The organism is Paramylibacter kogurei (genome assembly GCF_002742285.1).
In the GTDB taxonomy this organism is placed as follows: domain Bacteria; phylum Pseudomonadota; class Alphaproteobacteria; order Rhodobacterales; family Rhodobacteraceae; genus Amylibacter; species Amylibacter kogurei.
On sequence record NZ_MDGM01000013.1, the window covers coordinates 81677 to 100297 of the forward strand.

The 18621-nt window shown below is 48.5% G+C and carries 19 protein-coding genes and 1 tRNA gene; 9 read left to right on the plus strand and 11 right to left on the minus strand.

Annotated features, from left to right (window positions below; genetic code table 11):
- The 3 genes from BFP76_RS12345 to BFP76_RS12355 all read left to right on the plus strand — a co-directional run bounded on the left by BFP76_RS12345 (nt 1) and on the right by BFP76_RS12355 (nt 1565).
- Nucleotides 1-384, plus strand: coding sequence for an RNA-binding S4 domain-containing protein (locus BFP76_RS12345; protein WP_099594253.1), 384 nt, complete (start codon nt 1-3; stop codon nt 382-384).
- Nucleotides 385-434: 50 nt separating this feature from the next.
- Entirely contained in the window at nt 435-773 is a 339-nt protein-coding gene (gene fdxA, locus BFP76_RS12350; RefSeq protein ID WP_099594254.1) for a ferredoxin FdxA, read from the plus strand.
- 276 nt (nt 774-1049) lie between these two features.
- Complete coding sequence (locus tag BFP76_RS12355) at nt 1050-1565, plus strand: CarD family transcriptional regulator (protein WP_099594255.1); 516 nt, start codon at nt 1050-1052, stop codon at nt 1563-1565.
- 48 nt (nt 1566-1613) lie between these two features.
- Here the strand turns inward: BFP76_RS12355 and cobS are convergent, their stop codons facing one another.
- Nucleotides 1614-2381, minus strand: coding sequence for an adenosylcobinamide-GDP ribazoletransferase (cobS, locus tag BFP76_RS12360; RefSeq protein WP_133117434.1), 768 nt, complete (start codon nt 2379-2381; stop codon nt 1614-1616).
- Nucleotides 2382-2468: 87 nt separating this feature from the next.
- On the opposite strand from cobS, the gene cobT reads away from it, so the two are divergent.
- Nucleotides 2469-3479, plus strand: coding sequence for a nicotinate-nucleotide--dimethylbenzimidazole phosphoribosyltransferase (gene cobT, locus BFP76_RS12365; protein WP_099594257.1), 1011 nt, complete (start codon nt 2469-2471; stop codon nt 3477-3479).
- Nucleotides 3480-3483: 4 nt separating this feature from the next.
- The gene (gene mgrA, locus BFP76_RS12370; RefSeq protein ID WP_099594258.1) at nt 3484-4566 is read left to right on the plus strand and encodes an L-glyceraldehyde 3-phosphate reductase; all 1083 of its coding nucleotides are present in this window, start codon (nt 3484-3486) and stop codon (nt 4564-4566) included.
- A 77-nt stretch (nt 4567-4643) separates the two neighbouring features.
- On the opposite strand, the gene BFP76_RS12375 is transcribed toward mgrA, so the two are convergent.
- A tRNA-Cys gene (locus BFP76_RS12375) sits at nt 4644-4717 on the minus strand.
- A gap of 52 nt (nt 4718-4769) precedes the next feature.
- Complete coding sequence (locus BFP76_RS12380; protein WP_133117435.1) at nt 4770-5339, minus strand: cobalamin biosynthesis protein CobQ; 570 nt, start codon at nt 5337-5339, stop codon at nt 4770-4772.
- Between the two features lie 36 nt (nt 5340-5375).
- On the opposite strand from BFP76_RS12380, the gene BFP76_RS12385 reads away from it, so the two are divergent.
- A complete protein-coding gene (locus BFP76_RS12385) occupies nt 5376-6824 on the plus strand; it encodes a cobyric acid synthase (protein WP_099594260.1) in 1449 nt (482 codons plus the stop codon).
- Between the two features lie 13 nt (nt 6825-6837).
- Here the strand turns inward: BFP76_RS12385 and BFP76_RS12390 are convergent, their stop codons facing one another.
- The 5 genes from BFP76_RS12390 to BFP76_RS12410 form a co-directional block, all read right to left on the minus strand.
- Nucleotides 6838-7554 (minus strand): hypothetical protein, encoded by a 717-nt coding sequence (locus tag BFP76_RS12390; RefSeq protein WP_099594261.1) that lies wholly within the window; start codon nt 7552-7554, stop codon nt 6838-6840.
- Nucleotides 7555-7631: 77 nt separating this feature from the next.
- Nucleotides 7632-9029, minus strand: a complete 1398-nt coding sequence (locus BFP76_RS12395) for a TolC family outer membrane protein (RefSeq protein ID WP_165775716.1) — start codon at nt 9027-9029, stop codon at nt 7632-7634.
- 49 nt (nt 9030-9078) lie between these two features.
- The gene (locus tag BFP76_RS12400) at nt 9079-9735 is read right to left on the minus strand and encodes a protein-L-isoaspartate O-methyltransferase family protein (RefSeq protein WP_099594263.1); all 657 of its coding nucleotides are present in this window, start codon (nt 9733-9735) and stop codon (nt 9079-9081) included.
- Between the two features lie 79 nt (nt 9736-9814).
- The gene (locus BFP76_RS12405) at nt 9815-10915 is read right to left on the minus strand and encodes a DUF2235 domain-containing protein (RefSeq protein ID WP_099594264.1); all 1101 of its coding nucleotides are present in this window, start codon (nt 10913-10915) and stop codon (nt 9815-9817) included.
- Entirely contained in the window at nt 10884-12008 is a 1125-nt protein-coding gene (locus BFP76_RS12410; RefSeq protein ID WP_099594265.1) for a type III PLP-dependent enzyme, read from the minus strand. The genes BFP76_RS12405 and BFP76_RS12410 overlap by 32 nt, the downstream gene beginning before the upstream one ends.
- A gap of 112 nt (nt 12009-12120) precedes the next feature.
- Here BFP76_RS12410 and BFP76_RS12415 point away from each other — a divergent pair, with 112 nt between their 5' ends.
- The gene (locus BFP76_RS12415; RefSeq protein ID WP_099594266.1) at nt 12121-12552 is read left to right on the plus strand and encodes an Lrp/AsnC family transcriptional regulator; all 432 of its coding nucleotides are present in this window, start codon (nt 12121-12123) and stop codon (nt 12550-12552) included.
- Nucleotides 12553-12628: 76 nt separating this feature from the next.
- Nucleotides 12629-15535 (plus strand): valine--tRNA ligase, encoded by a 2907-nt coding sequence (locus BFP76_RS12420; protein WP_099594267.1) that lies wholly within the window; start codon nt 12629-12631, stop codon nt 15533-15535.
- Nucleotides 15536-15716: 181 nt separating this feature from the next.
- Here the strand turns inward: BFP76_RS12420 and BFP76_RS14685 are convergent, their stop codons facing one another.
- The gene (locus BFP76_RS14685; RefSeq protein WP_165775717.1) at nt 15717-15887 is read right to left on the minus strand and encodes a hypothetical protein; all 171 of its coding nucleotides are present in this window, start codon (nt 15885-15887) and stop codon (nt 15717-15719) included.
- A 90-nt stretch (nt 15888-15977) separates the two neighbouring features.
- A complete protein-coding gene (locus BFP76_RS12425; RefSeq protein WP_099594268.1) occupies nt 15978-16160 on the minus strand; it encodes a Tat pathway signal protein in 183 nt (60 codons plus the stop codon).
- A 90-nt stretch (nt 16161-16250) separates the two neighbouring features.
- Here BFP76_RS12425 and BFP76_RS12430 point away from each other — a divergent pair, with 90 nt between their 5' ends.
- Nucleotides 16251-17369, plus strand: a complete 1119-nt coding sequence (locus BFP76_RS12430) for a pyridoxal phosphate-dependent aminotransferase (RefSeq protein ID WP_099594269.1) — start codon at nt 16251-16253, stop codon at nt 17367-17369.
- Here BFP76_RS12430 and BFP76_RS12435 read toward each other — a convergent pair.
- Nucleotides 17366-18571, minus strand: a complete 1206-nt coding sequence (locus tag BFP76_RS12435; protein ID WP_099594270.1) for a pyridoxal-phosphate-dependent aminotransferase family protein — start codon at nt 18569-18571, stop codon at nt 17366-17368. The genes BFP76_RS12430 and BFP76_RS12435 overlap by 4 nt on opposite strands.
- Nucleotides 18572-18621: the final 50 nt, after the last annotated feature.

The window sequence follows — 18621 nt, forward strand, 5'->3', positions numbered from 1 at the left end:
TTGGCAGATACGCCCGACACAGTTCGCATTGATAAATGGTTATGGTATGCACGGTTTTTCAAAACGCGTTCCATGTGTGCCAAATTGATTTCGGATGGGCGTATCACCTTAAACGATCAGAAAATCAAAAAGCCTGCGACCACCGTTAATATCGGTGATCGCATTATGTTTCGCCAAGGTGAATGGCAGCGGATCGTTACGATTGTGGGGATCGGAACACGTCGTGGCCCTGCATCCGAAGCGCAGGAATTATACGAAGATTTATCCCCGCCAAAACCCAAGCGGGAAAATAATCCACAAAACCCGAAATTTGAAGGAAAAGGGCGCCCAACTGGGAAACAACGTCGCGCCTTGTCCTCTTTTTCACCAAAGAGCCTTGATTGATTGCCATCATACCCATATTAGACCCGTGGTTAGTTCAGGAATAAGATTCAATGACATATATCGTCAATGATGCGTGCATCGCTTGTAAATACACCGACTGTGTCGAGGTTTGCCCCGTAGATTGTTTCTATGAGGGTGAAAATATGCTGGTGATTCATCCAGATGAATGTATCGACTGTGGTGTGTGCGAACCCGAATGCCCAGCGGATGCTATTCGCCCTGATACCGAGCCTGACACCGAAAAATGGGTCGAGTTTAACCGCAAGTATTCCGAAATCTGGCCTGTGATCATCACCAAGAAAGATCAACTGCCAGAGGCCGAAGAACGCGACGGCGAAGAGGGCAAATTGGAAAAGTATTTTTCCGAAAACCCAGGCGAAGGCGGCTGATTCGCAAAAATCCGCGCATTTGCGAAATTGATCGCGGCGAATTTTACCAAAATCCCATATTTCATTGGGAAAACGGGATCGTTTAATGTTGAATGAGCAGCGCTGGAAGGTGCTGCTTTTTTGTGGTATACTGTGCGGGATGAATAAGGAGTGCTCGCATCGTTATTGCGCAGTTGCGCAGGCAATTTAACCCCAAATTTGAACTGTTGTAATGGTAATTCTTACCACCAAGAAGTTTTGGTTTGGGCGCGGGCAAGAGAGAAGGAACAGTCATCTATGGCCAAGAAAAAAGTCGGTAATTTTCGTATGAACGATTACGTGGTTTATCCTGCACATGGTGTGGGCAAAATCGTGTTGATCGAAGAACAAGAAGTCGCTGGGATCATTATGGAATTATTCGTAATTTCATTTGAAAAAGACAAAATGACATTACGCGTTCCCACGGCCAAGGCCGATTCTGTTGGCATGCGTAACCTTGCCAGCGCGGATGAAATTACCAAAGCAATGACCACGCTCAAGGGCCGCGCACGTGTCAAACGCGCGATGTGGTCGCGCCGTGCACAAGAATACGAACAAAAAATCAATTCGGGTGATTTGATTGCGATTGCCGAAGTTGTGCGTGATTTGCACCGCAATGACGAACAGCGCGAACAATCCTATTCCGAGCGTCAGTTGTACGAAGCAGCGTTAGAGCGGCTTATCCGTGAAGTTGCGGCTGTGGATGGTACAGACGAAGCAATGGCCACAGAAAAAGTGTTGGGTGTTTTGGCATCACGTGCCGTTGCCGCCTAATCACATTGTGAAAATTTGATTGAAAGCCGTGCCCATCGGGTGCGGCTTTTATGTGAGCAATATAATCGCAACGATTGCGGCAATCATGCCAATCTGTTGGCTAGCTCCTAAAACATCACCCGTTTGTCCACCCAATTTGCGCAATGCCATGATGAACAATGGCAGGGTTGCAAGAATTACGAACACCAGTATCGGCAGACCAAGCCATCCAAATATTGCGATAGCGAGTGCTACACAAAGCGTTGTTGCGATTGCAACGCTCAATCGTGATGGCACACCTGCACGCGCCGCCATCCCCGATGTGCGCGCATTGGGCAAGCTATACATTGCCAAAACCATCGGCAGGCGCGAAATAGCACAAATGCCGATCATGATTAAAATAAAGCGCTCGCTTCCAATTTCCAAAAGCCCAAGCCATGTCAGCATGACAGCAAAGACCAAGGCCAAAGTGCCATAGGCGCCGATGCGGCTGTCTTTCATGATTTCAAGGCGCTTTTTAGCATCCATCGCCCCCCAAAAACCATCGGCACAATCGGCAAGCCCGTCTTCATGCAACCCACCGGTCATCATGGCCAAGGCCGCCAATGCGAAAAGCTCTGGCATGCCAGATGGTAATCCGATTGCGCCAAGGCAAAACGCGACCAATCCTGCCACCAATCCCAACAGTGTACCAACCAATGGAAACGCCCACGCAGCATCCGCCCCCCGTTGCCCCGCGCGTTCATGATTTACAGGAACGGGCAGGCGTGTCAGCAAGCTTGCCGCCGCCCATATATCGTGGGTTTCAATGTGAAACTCGCCGTGATGGTCGTTCATCGCATCCACCTTTTCGCAATTGGGATTACATCGTTGGCTGATACCCGTTATTGAGGTGTAAATTCAACACGCAAACAGGGTAAAAATATGACTGCTGCCTTTTCGTCGATTTCAGAATTCAAATCCGTATTGGCAAATGCGCCAAGCTTTAACGAACAGGCATTCAATGATGCAACACAACGAAACGGTCAATTAACAAAACCACCAGCTGCGTTGGGGCGATTAGAAGATATCGCAATTTGGTATGCGTCTTGGCGTGGTGATGCGACCCCAAAAATTGAACATCCACAGGTGATTATTTTTGCTGGCAATCATGGTGTAACCGCACGTGGCGTGTCCGCGTTTCCTGCGGATGTGACTGCGCAAATGGTTATGAATTTTCAACATGGTGGTGCCGCGATCAATCAACTGGCCAATACATTTGGGGCAAAGTTGGATGTGCATGCGCTTGATCTTGATAACCCAACGCAAGATTTCACCAAAGGCCCCGCGATGAGCACGGATGAATGTTTGGCAGCGTTGCAAACCGGATGGGATGCGGTTGATCCTGAAACTGATTTGTTGGTCACGGGTGAAATGGGCATTGGGAACACTACATCCGCAGCCGCAATTGCATGTGCATTGTTTGGCGGTGCGCCTGAAACGTGGGTGGGCAAGGGAACAGGTGTTGATGAAGCAGGTCTTGCATTGAAATCACAAGTCGTAGGCGAAGCATTGTTGGTAAACCCTGATCGCGATCCACTGACGGTTCTTGGTGCGTTGGGTGGGCGCGAATTGGTGGCGATGGCGGGTGCGATTGCCCATGCACGTGTATTGTCGATCCCTGTGATACTGGATGGTTTTATTTGCACGGCGGCGGCTGCATGTTTGGAACGTGCGGTTGCAGGGGCGTTGGATCATTGTGTGGCGGGGCATCAATCCGATGAACAGGCGCATATAAAACTGTTGACCGCTTTGAACAAAAAGCCCTTATTGGCGTTGGATATGCGCCTTGGCGAAGGATCGGGCGCAGCGCTTGCAATTGGTATCGTAAAAGCAGCGGTTGCCTGTCATTCGGGCATGGCAACATTTGCACAAGCAGGCGTTTCAGAAGGATAGCAAAATGACCAAAGATGCAGAAAACAAACCCAAACGCCCTGTAAAAAACCTTGCGGCGGGTAAATATCAACCAAGCCCAAATCGTTACGATAACATGCCATATCGCCACTGTGGCAAATCGGGGCTAAAGCTGCCTGCGATATCGCTTGGGCTTTGGCATAACTTTGGCCATGATTTTCCGCATCAAAACAAGCGTGATATTTGCACCACGGCGTTTGATCTGGGCATTACGCATTTCGATTTGGCCAATAACTATGGCCCACCTGCAGGCAGCGCCGAAGAAGCCTTTGGTGAAATTCTGAAAACCGATTTTGACGGGTATCGCGATGAATTACTGATTTCATCAAAGGCGGGATATGACATGTGGCCAGGGCCATATGGCGAATGGGGGAGCCGAAAATATCTGATCGCATCTTGTGATCAATCGTTGAAACGTATGGGGCTTGATTACGTTGATATTTTCTATTCCCACCGATTTGATCCCAATACTCCGCTAGAAGAAACCATGGGGGCGCTGGATCATATCGTGCGTTCAGGGCGTGCGCTATACGCTGGGATTTCCTCTTATAATTCGCAACGTACACGCGAAGCGGCCGCAATCCTGAAGGATCTGGGAACGCCATGCGTTATTCATCAGCCATCGTACAATATGTTGAACCGCTGGGTCGAAACCGATGGGTTAAAGGATACATTGGGTGAGCTTGGCATTGGTTCAATCGCCTTTACCCCGCTGGCACAGGGGATGTTAACCAACAAATATTTGGGTGGGAAAATCACCGAAGGCCGCGCAGTTCAGGGCAAATCGTTGCTTGATGGTTTCTTGTCTGACAAAGCAATCGCAAAAATTCGCCAGTTGAATGAAATTGCCGAAAATCGTGGCCAAACATTGGCCCAAATGGCAATCGCTTGGGTGCTGCGCGAAGGTAAGATTACCTCTGCATTGATCGGTGCTTCAAAACCATCACAAGTTATCGATTGTGTCGGTGCGATTGATAATTTGGAATTCAGTGCTGATGAGCTTGCACAAATTGATGAAATTGCAACGGATCAAGATATCAATCTTTGGGCACAATCTTCGCAAGGGTAGCGTTCAAAGAATGGTAAGAGACCAAATCTAATCAAAAACCTTGTGAGCGTCTAAAAACAAATTTTAAGTGTTTTCATTGGAGGCGAGTACCGGAATCGAACCGGTGTACACGGATTTGCAATCCGCTGCGTCACCACTCCGCCAACTCGCCGCCGTAATGGTGTTTCGTGGCTATAGCAATGCCAGACAGGGCGTGCAAGATGTTAAAGTATCCAAGAAAACAATATCGTGGGTAAAATTTGAATTGTGGCCACAATTGCGATCACAGAACGAGAAAATATTGATTTAAAACGACGCCAAAGAATGACAAGTAGAACGACGCATAATCCATATTCTAACATTTCGATTGTTCCGCCAAAGTGATCTTTGTCCCAATAACTAAACGGGCTGTGAAAAACCCAATCGGTGAGTGGCCAAAAATGTTGGCGTGCATCATCATGATGAAGTGGAAAATCAAAACACAGATGTAAAAAACCACCGCCACCCAATGCCCAAAGCCAGTGTTTTTTTAAATAGATGCCGATTGCGATGATAAGTGCCCAGACAAAAAAAGAATTATCCACGGCAAAAATGGATTGCCATTGTTGGGAAAAATATTGTTCGCGAAATATGTGACTGAACGAATTTTGGTCTATAAATCTGCTCCATGCAACCAAAGCATAGAGAGAAAAATCAGGTAAAAAGCCACCTGCGATTGCCCCCAAGGTAACTTTCGGTTTATCTGGCCGAGCAAACACGGCGGCGGCCAGAATTAAATGTGCGGGCGTATTCATGTTTTGCATCCTTTGTATGCTTTTTAGGGGCGCGAAATGGCAAAGTCCATTATGATCCAGGGCGCTGGTTCAAACGTTGGAAAATCAATGGTGGTTGCTGGCTTGTGTCGTGCGTATTCCAAGCGTGGATTAAACGTTGCGCCGTTTAAACCCCAAAATATGTCAAATAATGCGGCCGTAACCAGTGATGGTGGCGAAATCGGGCGGGCACAGGCATTACAGGCGATGGCTTGTGGCCTTGACGCCCATACGGATATGAATCCTGTTTTGTTAAAGCCTGAAACCGACATCGGTGCGCAAGTGATCGTACAGGGTCAGCGTCTTACAACGGCAAAGGCGCGTGAATACGGTGCGTTGAAACAAACATTGATGCCGCGTGTTTTAGAAAGCTTTGAACGTTTAAAAGCGAAAACCGATATTGTGATTGTTGAGGGTGCAGGAAGCCCTGCAGAAATCAATTTGCGTGCGGGTGACATTGCAAATATGGGTTTTGCCAGCGCGGCGCATGTGCCGGTTGTTTTGCTCGGCGATATTGATCGTGGTGGTGTGATCGCGCAAATGGTGGGCACACATGCAATTTTGCCCAAGGATGACTTAGCCTTGATTAAAGGTTTCGCAATCAACAAATTTCGTGGTGATACTTCATTGTTTGACGCAGGGCTGAACGAGATCGTTGCCCGCACAGGCTGGCAATCGCTGGGTGTTTTACCGTGGTTTGGCGAGGCGCATAAATTACCAGCAGAAGATGCGAGCGATATTTCCAACACCACTGGGCAGGGTGCGTTTAAAATCGCTGTGCCACAGCTTTCTCGGATTGCAAATTTTGATGATTTGGATCCGTTGTCCGCTGAGCCCGATGTCGTTGTTGAAATTATCCCTGCGGGTCGTCCGCTTCCAAATGATGCGGATCTTATTTTGATCCCTGGAAGCAAATCAACGATTGGTGATTTGCAATTTTTCCGCGATCAAGGTTGGGATATTGATCTGTCTGCACATATTCGCTGTGGTGGGCGCGTATTAGGCATTTGTGGCGGTTATCAAATGTTGGGGCGTGAAATTATCGACGATTTGGGGATCGAGGGTAACGCAGGGCGCTATGCCGGTCTGGGGCATTTGGATATCACAACACATATGAAACCAGAGAAAAAGCTTTCACGTGTGATCGGGGCGGATTTGCAAACGGGTGCTTCGTTTGATGGGTATGAAATTCATATCGGTGATACCGACGGCAGTGATTGCAAAAATGCGTGGTTGCAAGTTGACGGAAATCGTGTGGGAGCAAGCAATGCCAATGGGCGCGTGCAAGGCTGTTACATTCACGGGTTATTTAACAGTGATGCGTTTCGCGCAGCGTATTTATCCCGTTTGGGCGTGGCGCAATCTGGGTTGAACTATGGCGCGGATGTTGATGCAACACTGGATCGTCTAGCCGCACATGTCGAACATCATTTGGACCTTGATGCGATAGCGGCGATTGCCGAATAGCCAGACCGTCGGACTAAATTTCGTGATGTGATCGAAGTTTTGCAACCTCGATATGGATCAACGACTTGATGTTTTCCGTTACCTTTGATCCAAAAGAGCCATGCAATTCTTGGCGGACAAGCTGTTTTACCGATTGTTCAATTGCGATGGTCAAATTGTCCATCTCTGCGTTCAGAACATCTTCGGTGGTGGCCTTAACCGCGCCTTCGATCATTTTTGGCGCTACTTTTTTGATCATTTCCAAAATTTGAGCAGGTGCGTTTTGCGCAATCGCATTTTGGATTTTCTGTTCGCTGATTTCATCAAAAACCAAGCCAACACGTGCACGCAATAATGTGTCGATGTAATCGCTGATTTTGTCTTCGGTTACGTTTTGAATAACACGTTTCACCGCATCGGCGGCGAGTTCATCGACCTCTGATTTGCCGAGTTTTAATGGTTTTTGCCGTGGGTCAGAGCCACGCATGCTGTGAAAAGCATTTTGCAATGTTCGGGCATTTTCACTTGGCACAAGCGCATCGGTTCCAAGCGCGAGTGTCCCGATATTTTGTCGGTTGCTGGATGATTTTGCGTTATCAGTACCCGTCAAACCAACGCGCAATTCTTCTGCTTCGTGTTCATGTGCTGACACATTGAACAGAGAGTTGTCGTTCGATTTTTGTTGTCGTGCAATCAGTTGAATTAATTTGGCACGCGTATTCGCAGAATTTTTTAAATTATTACTAGACATAATGATTCCCCCACAGGAACCATAAAAATACTGTTTTTAAGTGGGGAAATCAACTTGGATCAAGTTTGGCTAGGTTTTTAACGATTTTGAAGCTTGTCCAGAAGTTTCAATCGTTTCTGGCCAAGTTTGCTTTTGCCATTCACGCGTGTGTAATTGACGTCTGGATTATATTGTTCAACCGCTAGCTTAAGATTTTCAGCGGTGAGCAAACCCATTTCAGACAAAACTTGATAGGCGGCCACAAATTCATTGCGATTTGCCGCGATCAAATTTGATTGTGCGGTTAACAATTCTTGTTCAGCATCCAATACATCCAGCGTGGTGCGAGCACCCAATTTCGCCTCTTCGCGGACACCTTCGAAAGCGATGCGTGCCGAACGAATTTGGGATTGCACGGCCTTTTTGGCCGCAATTGATGTTTGCCAATTCACATAGGCGCTATTGACGTTTTGACGCGTTGTAAGGCTGGCAAGTTGAACATTTGCCTCTGCATTTTGTAATGCTGCAAGCGATATGCGCCGGTCGCTGTCCAAACGACCGCCTTGATAAATGGGTACAGTTGCACCGATGGATGCGGTGAGCGATTCACTATCGCCAGTTGATGAATTTGAACGATCCACATCGGCGCTGATGGATGCGCTTACGGTTGGGTGACGGTTCAATTTCACCTGTTCCAAATCGTATTGCGCAGCCTTTACCGCAAATTGTGCTGCCAAAATTCGCGGATGTCCGTTTGTTGCGATTTGCTCTGCAGCCCGCGCAGAACCTGGCAATTTTGGCGTGGCACTTGGTGTGTGCAGCGATGTCGGTGATACCCCAACCGCAGAACGAAAGCTTTGCTGTGAATTGCGCAAGTTACCCTTGGCAAGTTCAAGATTGCTGACAGCAGATGCAAGGCGTGCTTGTGTTTGGCTAACGTCTGTGCGGGTCACTTCGCCTACATCGAAACGGTCTTGTGCGGCGCGCACCTGTTCATTCAAAACGCGTACGTTATTTTGCGCCAATCCAACGGCACGTTGATCGCGTTGCACATCGAAAAATGCGACAACTGCACCCAACAAAACGGTTTGTTCAACATCGATCAGGTTTTGACGTTGTGCCAAAACTTGCATTCGTGCGGATTCAATACCTGCATTTGCTCGCCCGCCATCATAGAGCATTTGTGATGCTGTGACGCCGACATTCTTGCTATTGGTAGTGCCCTTGTTGGTGACTCTGCTGCCATCAAGTGGCGAATTCGTGTGGCTCCATCTGCGCGATGCGCCAACGCTGGCGCTGCCTTCGACGGTGGGTTTCCACAATGATCGCGCTTGTGCGACACCTTCGTCCGCTTGGCGAAGTTGTGATCGGGTCAGGCTGAGCTGATCGCTATTGTTATAGGCTTGTGCCAGAATGCTTTGCAATGAAACGCCATCGGCAAGTGCCAAGATCGGTGATGCAAGAGTTAATCCTGTCGCCAATAAAATGGCTTTCATGGATGTTTTCACTGTTTTGTCTCCTGTGGACAATTTGCGCGTATTTTCATTACGCAAATGTGAATGTCTTTTCTTTTTGAAAACCTTCGAGCATGGGCGCGGTGGCATCAAATGCGTCGCGCCAGTCGATTTTTCCATGTGATTTATATCCAATACGACAAACGCCAGACTTTCCGTCGGAAAAAATTGCAACAATGCGTCCAGTGTCGTTCAATTGATCAACAAGGCTGTCGGGGATTGTTGCAACGGCTCCTTGGAGGATGATTACATCATATGGCCCGTGTTTTTGCGCACCAGCGGTCAAATTGCCAAGCAATGTGATCGCGTTATCGACCGATGATTGGGTCAAGTTTTCAGATGCAGCATTTACCAAATCCTGATCATTATCAATGCCGACAACCGCCTCTGACAAATGCGCCAGAACCGCGGTGGAATATCCCATGCCACATCCGATATCCAAAACCATTTCATTGGGTTGAATATTTGCGGCATCCAACATCTTTGCAAATGTGCGTGCATCCAACAATGCGCGCGTATCAGACAGCGCAATATGTTCACCAGCATAGGCGACGGCCTTTTTCGTGCTAGGGACAAAATTTTCGCGTTCTGTTTTCAGCAATGCATCAATAATTGGAAATTTAGTCACGTCTGATGGGCGTACTTGGCAATCCACCATTGCTGTGCGGGCTTTTGCAAAATCGGTCATTTATCAGCCTTTTGAATGTTTTGCATGAATCTTTGATTGCTTTTGCCATAGTTCGCAAGGCTGGGCAACTCGTGCTTGATCAGATTTTTGTAACAAGTTTTGGTGATGTCGCGTGATAGGGTTCAATAATCGCCTGATCGCCCACCGATGGATGCAATTTTTCACAGGGAAACGCGCCAACGATGCGTTTGGAACGCAGTAAGAAAAATTTGGCAATACCGCGCTTGTCACCTTTGGCAGGTGCGGTCGGATCCAAAACAAACCGATCGCGCCAATCGGTGGGCAGGAGCAGACCGCATTCTTCTGCTTTTTCTAACATCCATACCAATGGAATGTTGGATAATGGTCGCGCATCTGGAAATTTCCAAACATGTCCGCCAATATCCGAATGTGCACCGCGAAACCAGACTTGTTCTAAATGGCCATTCCAACCAAATTCAACATCCCACAACACAGGGGCATAGGCATTGCGTGTTTCATCAAGTGCCAGCGCGTGAAATCCGTTTTTCACGCCACCCCCGATTTTGTCATTGTGAAATTCAGTCGCCATCGGTGCCAATCGCGAAAGTAACGGATAGGATAGGCCAAGCGCCTTGACCGTGTCCCAGACGCCGATCATTTCAATTGGGATATCGCGGTTGGTATATGCGTTGACAAAATGGCGCAGCGTGACACCGCTGGATTTGCATTCGTAGAGCCGAAACGCTTGTGTCACGCGCCGCTCAATTGCGTGTTTGCGCCGCAGTAACCCAAGCTGTGCTATCATTCCCGCCAATGATCGCACGGCATATGCGCCCCGACTAAATCCAAATAAATAAATCTTGTCGCCCGAACGATATTGCGATGACAATCGTGCATAGGCCTGACGTATCGTTGCATTGATCCCCAAGCCTGAAGCGATGGTAATCCAATTCCACAAACCATGCCCTTGCACACCGGGATGATACCACAATGTTTCGTCACGCGCATTTGGCGTTTCTTCGAGCAAACGAAACAAAATCCCAGCGTTTGTTTCATGCCCTTTGTCAAGCTTGCTTTGTGTGCCATCGATAATGATGATGTGATTTCGGGGGCGTCTTTTGTTCATGGTTGGGATGATGATCGGTTTCACCAAAAACGCAAGAAAACTGTGCAAAACAGTTTGTGATTTATGCCAATACCACAGATTCCATCGCGCCATATCCGTTAAATTGTGTCGCGATTGATTGCACGTATGCGCCCATGCCCTTGAATAAAATATAATCACCTTCCGATACGGTTTCTGGCAACGATAGGCATTCCGGCAAACGATCAATGGAATCACATGTTGGTCCGAATATGGTGAAATCGCGATAGGTGCCATCGCGAACGCTGCCTTTGGAGGTGAAAAGAGAATACCGCTCGCAATTGCCAATATCGCGAAATTCGGTCAGCCCGCCATAAACACCATCGTTTAAAAACAGTACATCGCGATCACGTGCTTTGACGCGCGTGACCAATGTAAATGCCTCTGCCACCATCGCGCGGCCCGGTTCGCAAACCAATTTTGGACTTTCATCACCAAAGCTGTCTTTGCACGATTGCGCGATGCATTCAAAAATCGGGTTTAATTCTGGTTTGATTGCGCCGCGAAACGATGGGAAACCACCACCAACATTCAGCCGTTGTAATTTCACATCTGCTGAACGCGCAATATTTGCGCATGTGGATATGTATTTCACCCAAGTTTGCGCATCTTCACACTGTGTTCCAGGGTGAAACGTCATCGAGGTTTGAAAACCTGCATCACGCGCCTGTTGTAACAAGGATTTACATTCATCCGGTGTTGCGCCAAATTTATCACCAAAATCATATGCGGCCCCTTTGGTGGGTAGCTTTAATCGCACTGATATTTCACATCCCTTTGGCGCAAGCTTTATCAGCTTGGCCAATTCACCGTAACGATCAACGGAAAATGACCGAATGCCGTGGTTCAATGCGATTTGAATTTCTGCAACAGATCGCACAGGGTTGTTGTAATGCATTGTCAGGTCTGCACCGTGGCTACGCACCATTTTCATTTCTGATGGGGATGCAACATCAAAACTGGTGACACCTGCATTTACCAAATGGCTTAACACCATTTGATCAGGGTTTGCCTTGACCGCATATGTCACCAAGCCATCAAAACCATTCAAAAACTGTTTCGCCGTTTGCGCCAGCGTATCAGCATGGAAAAAAATCACGGGGCGATCTGGCTGTCGTTGTTCCAGATAATCCAGCGGGTGTTGCCAATTGGTACGTTGAAATGTCATGGGCCTGCCTGTTTTTCTTCATTATGCAGCGATCAAACGTCAGTTAGACAAGGTTTATTGTTGAATTAGCGTATTATTTTGGGCAATCTGACGAAAACAAAGGCGATATGTGATGGATAATCTTGATAAACGGCTGCTGTCTGAATTGCGCACAAATGCACGCATTCCGATTTCAAGCCTTGCGGCGACTTTGGGTGTGGCGCGCACAACAATTCAGGCGCGCATCCAACGGTTGGAACAAAATGGTACCATCGCGGGGTATAGTTTGCGATTGGGTGATGCATTCGCAGCGGGTCAAATTCGTGCAACCGTGTTGTTACAGGTTGATCCCAAAGCGGGCGCAAATCTGTTTTCGCGGTTAAAATCAATTTCTGCGGTGCAAGAGGCCCATACCGCATCGGGGCGGTTTGATGTGATCTTGCAGGTGGTTGCGCAAACCACCGCGGAATTGGATGCGGTGTTGGATCATATTGGTGAAATGACGGGTGTCTTATCATCCGAAAGCTTGATCCAGCTTCGCACAAAAATTAAACGAAGCGCTTGATCGGGTGACGGGGCTTTCCCTTCGCGATTTGCACGTGTAAAAGCGCCTTGAAATATGACGCATAAGGCACGTGAAAATGGCGATGGAAAAGAATTTTGATGCAGCTTCTGCTGAAGCCGCGATTTATAAAAAATGGGAAGATGCCGGGGCTTTTAAGGCTGGGGCGGGACCGCGCACCAAAGATGCCAGCTACAGTGTTATGATCCCACCGCCCAATGTGACGGGTGTTCTGCACATGGGCCATGCGTTTAACAACACATTGCAGGATATCCTGATCCGCTGGAAACGGATGCAAGGATATGACACGCTTTGGCAACCCGGCACCGATCACGCGGGGATCGCCACCCAAATGGTTGTAGAACGCCAATTGGGTGAACAGGGTATCAAACGCACAGACATGAGCCGCGAAGATTTCCTTGCCAAAATTTGGGAATGGAAAGAACAATCAGGCGGGACAATTATCAATCAATTGAAACGCCTTGGTGCATCATGCGATTTTTCACGCACGGCATTTACCATGGCGGGGGCGCATGGCGACACGCGTACTGGTCATGAAAATTCCCCGAATTTCCATGATGCTGTGATCAAGGTTTTTGTTGAAATGTATAACAAAGGCTTGATTTACCGCGGCAAGCGTCTCGTTAACTGGGACCCGCATTTCGAAACCGCGATTTCCGACCTAGAGGTCGAAAATATCGAGGTCGACGGCCATATGTGGCATTTCAAATATCCGCTCGCTGATGGCGTGACATATACCTATCGCGAAAAGGACGAGGACGGCAACGTCACCTTGGAGGAAGAGCGCGATTACATTTCTATCGCCACCACACGCCCCGAAACCATGCTGGGTGATGGCGCGGTTGCGGTGCACCCTGATGATGAACGCTATGCGCCCATCGTGGGCAAACTGTGCGAAATTCCTGTGGGGCCCAAGGAACACCGCCGTCTGATCCCGATCATCACCGATGAATATCCCGATATGAATTTCGGATCAGGTGCCGTGAAAATCACCGGTGCGCATGATTTCAATGACTACCAAGTCGCCAAACGCGGCGGCATTCCGATGTATCGCCTGATGGATACCAAAGGCGCGATGCGTGCCGATGGCGCACCATATGCCGAAGAGGCCGCCAAGGCGCAAGCACACGCAAAGGGCGCGGAATTTACCGAAAACGAAGTTGATGCGATCAACCTGATCCCTGATGATCTGCGCGGCCTTAATCGGTTTGAAGCACGGGCAAAGGTTGTAGAACAGATCACGGGTGAGGGGCTCGCCGTGATGCACGATGTTGTGCGCAAGGTTAAAGACGACGACGGCGTTGAGTCCGAAATCACGCAAACCGTTCCGATGGTTGAAAACAAGCCAATCATGCAGCCGTTCGGCGATCGATCAAAGGTTGTGATCGAACCGATGCTGACCGATCAATGGTTTGTTGAAACAGATAAAATCGTTGGTCCCGCACTTGATGCAGTGCGTGATGGCACAGTTAAAATCCTGCCCGAAAGTGGTGAAAAAGTTTACTATCACTGGCTCGAAAATATCGAACCATGGTGTATCTCGCGCCAGCTCTGGTGGGGGCATCAAATTCCGGTTTGGTTTGATAGTGAGGGAAATCAGTTTTGCGCCGCGACCGAGGCAGAAGCGCAAGCACAAGCAGGTGACGGTGTTGAATTAACCCGTGACCCAGACGTGCTTGACACATGGTTCTCCTCTGGCCTCTGGCCAATCGGCACACTTGGCTGGCCCGAAGACACCTCAGAGATGCAGAAATACTTCCCAACCAGCACGCTGGTCACAGGGCAAGATATCTTATTTTTCTGGGTTGCTCGTATGATGATGATGCAACTTGCCGTCGTGGATCAGGTGCCATTCGACACCGTGTATCTGCACGGACTTGTGCGTGATGCCAAGGGCAAGAAAATGTCCAAATCAACGGGCAACGTTATGGACCCGCTTGATATCATCGACGAATACGGCGCGGATGCGTTGCGGTTTTCAAGCGCTGCAATGGCCGCACTTGGCGGTGTGTTAAAGCTCGATATGAAACGAATTGAGGGCTATCGCAATTTTGGCACCAAGCTTTGGAACGCCGCGCGATTTGCTGAGTTTAACGAGGCACGCCCTGATCCGGACTTTGACCCAACAAAGGTCACACAGACGTTGAACAAATGGATCGTTGGTGAAACCGCAAAGGCGCGGATCGAAATTGATGCGGCACTTGATGCCTATCGTTTTAACGATGCGGCGAATGCGTTGTATGTGTTTGTGTGGAATAAAATTTGCGATTGGTATGTCGAGCTTTCAAAACCGTTGCTGCAAGGTGATGATCAGGCTGTGATTGCCGAAACCAAGGCCACATTGGTTTGGGTGCTGCAAGAGGCTTTGACCTTGATGCATCCAATCATGCCATTCATTACCGAAAAACTCTGGGAAGAATTCGGCGATGAAACATTATTGGCGCATCGCGCATGGCCAACCTATGGCCAAGAGCTTGTCGATACTGCGGCGGAAAAAGAACTGTCTTGGGTGATTAATCTGATCGAACAGGTGCGCTCTGTCCGTGCGGAAATGCGTGTGAATGCAGGTGCGAAAATTGAAATGATCAATCTTGGGCTTGATGCAAATGCGCAAAAAGCACTTGATACAAATTTGGCAATGATCAAACGATTGGCGCGGATCGAAGATGTGAATACCGCAACCGCGGCACCCAAAGGTGCAATTACATTACCTGTTGATGGTGGTTCGTTTTGCCTGCCCCTTGCTGATATCATCGATATCGCTGCGGAAAAGGCGCGTTTGTCAAAATCCATTGAAAAGCTGGAAAAAGAACTTAACGGGATCAAGGGCAAATTGGCGAATGAAAAATTCACCGCAAATGCACCAGAATCCGTTGTCGCGGAAAACCGTGCCCGTGTTGAAACTGGTGGTGAAGAGCTCGCAACCCTAAAAGAGGCATTCGCGCGGGTGGCGTCGCTTAGCTAAGCGCTCCAAATGTTCTAAATATCCTTGCCGAAGGCAACGGCAGAAATGTCTAAATGCCTTCGGCGAGGATATATTAAACATTTGGAAATAAATTTGTTTCAATATTTATCTACGGAACAGGCGGGGACGCCGATGGCCGTACATTTGGAGACGGCTCTGGGCGATTGCTCAGGGCCGTTTTTCAATTCGGAAACAACTGGCCTGTTTTAAAATCAAACTTAAAAGTCAATATGCGCTGTCCGTTTTCAATTGGTGCTGCATGTAGCATCCCAATTTCGGCCAGATTTATTCTGTTCGGATTTGATAGCGGTGCAGTGTTTTGAGCGAATTCAGCAGGTTTGATCGGTTTCATGTCATTGCTCCTTTGGCAGCAGATACCAGATTGTGCGAATCGATCTGGTTGTACCGCTATATTTAGCAATGAAATGTGAAACCTTTGTAACTATGGCACGAGACGTTCAATCGCGCGCATGGCGCCGATGGTTTTATCAAAATAAACAGTGAGGATACGACGCCCACCTGTGCTGGTGGCAATTTTGGGTAAAAACCGTGCGCCAACGGCGGCGCCACCCGTGGCCAATACACTGCGGCGAGTCATTTTTAAGCTAGGCTTTGAATTTGACATTTAATTCCCCCAATTAGCAATTGCGTACCATATACATATGGTGTGAAAACGCTGTTACAAGTTTTCACACCAATTTGTGGATTGAGAAATATGACTGAAAAATCGCAAAGCCCGCGGTTCACGGAACTCGTAAATTCATTGCCTGCGAGCGTGCCTTTTGTGGGGCCTGAAACGCAAGAACGCGCCCAAGGGCGTATGTTTTCCGCGCGTTTAGGGGCGAATGAAAATGTGTTTGGTTCATCACCAAAGGTGATCAAAGTGATTGCTGATGCAGCAATGGATACTTGGAAATATTCTGATCCAGAAAGTGTGGAGCTGCGTCAAGCGCTGGCAGAGCATCACCAGATTTCAGCGCAAAATATTGTGATTGGTGAAGGTATCGATGGGTTGCTTGGGTATTTGGTACGCCTAATGGTGTCGCCTGGGGATCGCGTTGTAACGTCGCTGGGGGCATATCCAACATTCAATTATCATGTGGCGGGATATGGCGGGGAATTGATTACGGTTCCATATCGCGGTGATTTTGAAGACCCAGAAGCTTTGATCGCAATGGCGCAAAAAGAAAAGCCAAAGTTGATATATTTTGTAAATCCTGACAATCCTATGGGAACGGTTCATTCTGCCGACGTGGTCCAAGCCCTGATTGATAGCGTCCCCGACGAATGTTTGTTGATTTTGGACGAAGCATATATTGAATGTGCACCAGATGGCGCAGCGCCTGCATTTGACACCAATAATCCAAATGTGATCCGCATGCGCACGTTTTCAAAGGCGTATGGCATGGCGGGCGCACGTGTTGGCTATGCCATCGGCCAAGTAGAACTTATTCGTGCATTTGATAAAGTCCGCAATCATTTTGGAATTCCAAAAATATCTCAAATGGCGGCATTGGCGGCGTTACAGGATCAGGAATATTTGTCGCAAGTCGTTCGTCAAATCAACGACGCAAAGGACGAAATAGCAAAAATTGCTACGGAAAATGGGTTGGTTCCGCTCGCGTCTGCAACCAATTTCGTCACATTGGATTGTGGTGGTGATGGGGATTACGCACGCCGTGTGGTGGCGGAACTTGGTGCGTTAGGCGTTTTTGTACGCATGCCATTTGTGCCCCCACAAGATCGCTGCATTCGGATATCTGCGGGAACACCACAAGACCTCGCCTTATTGGCCGAGGTATTGCCAACAGCATTGGCAAACGCGCAGGGCTAGTTGAAATTGTGATCTGCCATAACTTTGGCCGCTGCGGCCAAGGCGCCGTCACCATGCGGGATATTGTTGCGCTTGAGCGAGAAATCAATCGCACCAAGCGTTCCCATCACCATGTGAACGTTTAAATGCCCCATGTGACCAATGCGAAAATACTGTGCATATTCGGGCGTGTTGGGTTGCGCCATGCCAAGGCCAATTCCAAGCGTTACACCCGCCAGAAATTCGCAATCATGGCGTAAAATTCCACCAACATCTGGTGTGGTTTGAACCGATGATACGCCGCGTGATCGTTTCGAATGGGATTTTATATTGTGCCACATCGTTCCGGTATCACCCCATGCATCAATTGCGGCCCAGATCGCATTTGCAAATGTTTCGTGGCGTGCCCAAACATTTTCGATGCCTTCTTCGTGAACGATCATATCCAGCGCTTCGCGCAATGCATAGAGATGATGCGTGGGCGCAGTGCCGCCAAAATGTTGATAATAAACATCGGGGTTCGCGCGTGTCGTCCAATCCCAATAAAGGCTTGGGTGAACCAATTTGCGTGCTTTTTGGGCCTTTTCATTGAAAAAGACAAAGGCCAATCCTGCCGGTGTCATCAATCCTTTTTGACAGGCGGATACCATCACATCGACGCCCCATTGATCCATTTCATGGGGTTCACATCCCAAACTGGCGATGCAATCGACCATGAACAGGGCAGGGTGGTTGGCATCATTGATGGCCTTGCGAATTGCGGGGATATCGTTCTGAACAGAACTGGCGGTATCTGTTTGGACGGTTAAAACGGCGCGAATTTCGTTTGATTTATCCGCGCGTAAGCGTTCATAAATGCGTGCAGGATCGGCATCGGAATGCATCCCAAAATCCATTAATTCCACATCAATCCCTAGGCTTTTGCCCATGTCACCCCAGCCAGGGCCAAAACGCCCCGTGCCCAAAACCAATACTTTGTCACCCTTATTGAGCGTATTGTTTATTGATGCTTCCCAGGCTGAATGACCATTGCCAATGTAAATCGCAACATTGCCGGATGTTCGCGCCACTTTTTTCAAATCGGGCAGAATTGTTGCCGTCATATCAATCATTTCACCCTCATAAATATTGGGCGAGGCACGATGCATGGCGCGGATTACGCGTTCGGGCATGACAGATGGGCCGGGAATGGCAAGGATGGTGCGACCGTGATGAAGCGACATGAAATCAACCTGATGTTTTTTTCTTTTGTTAGGCCGCGTTTGTGCTTGCG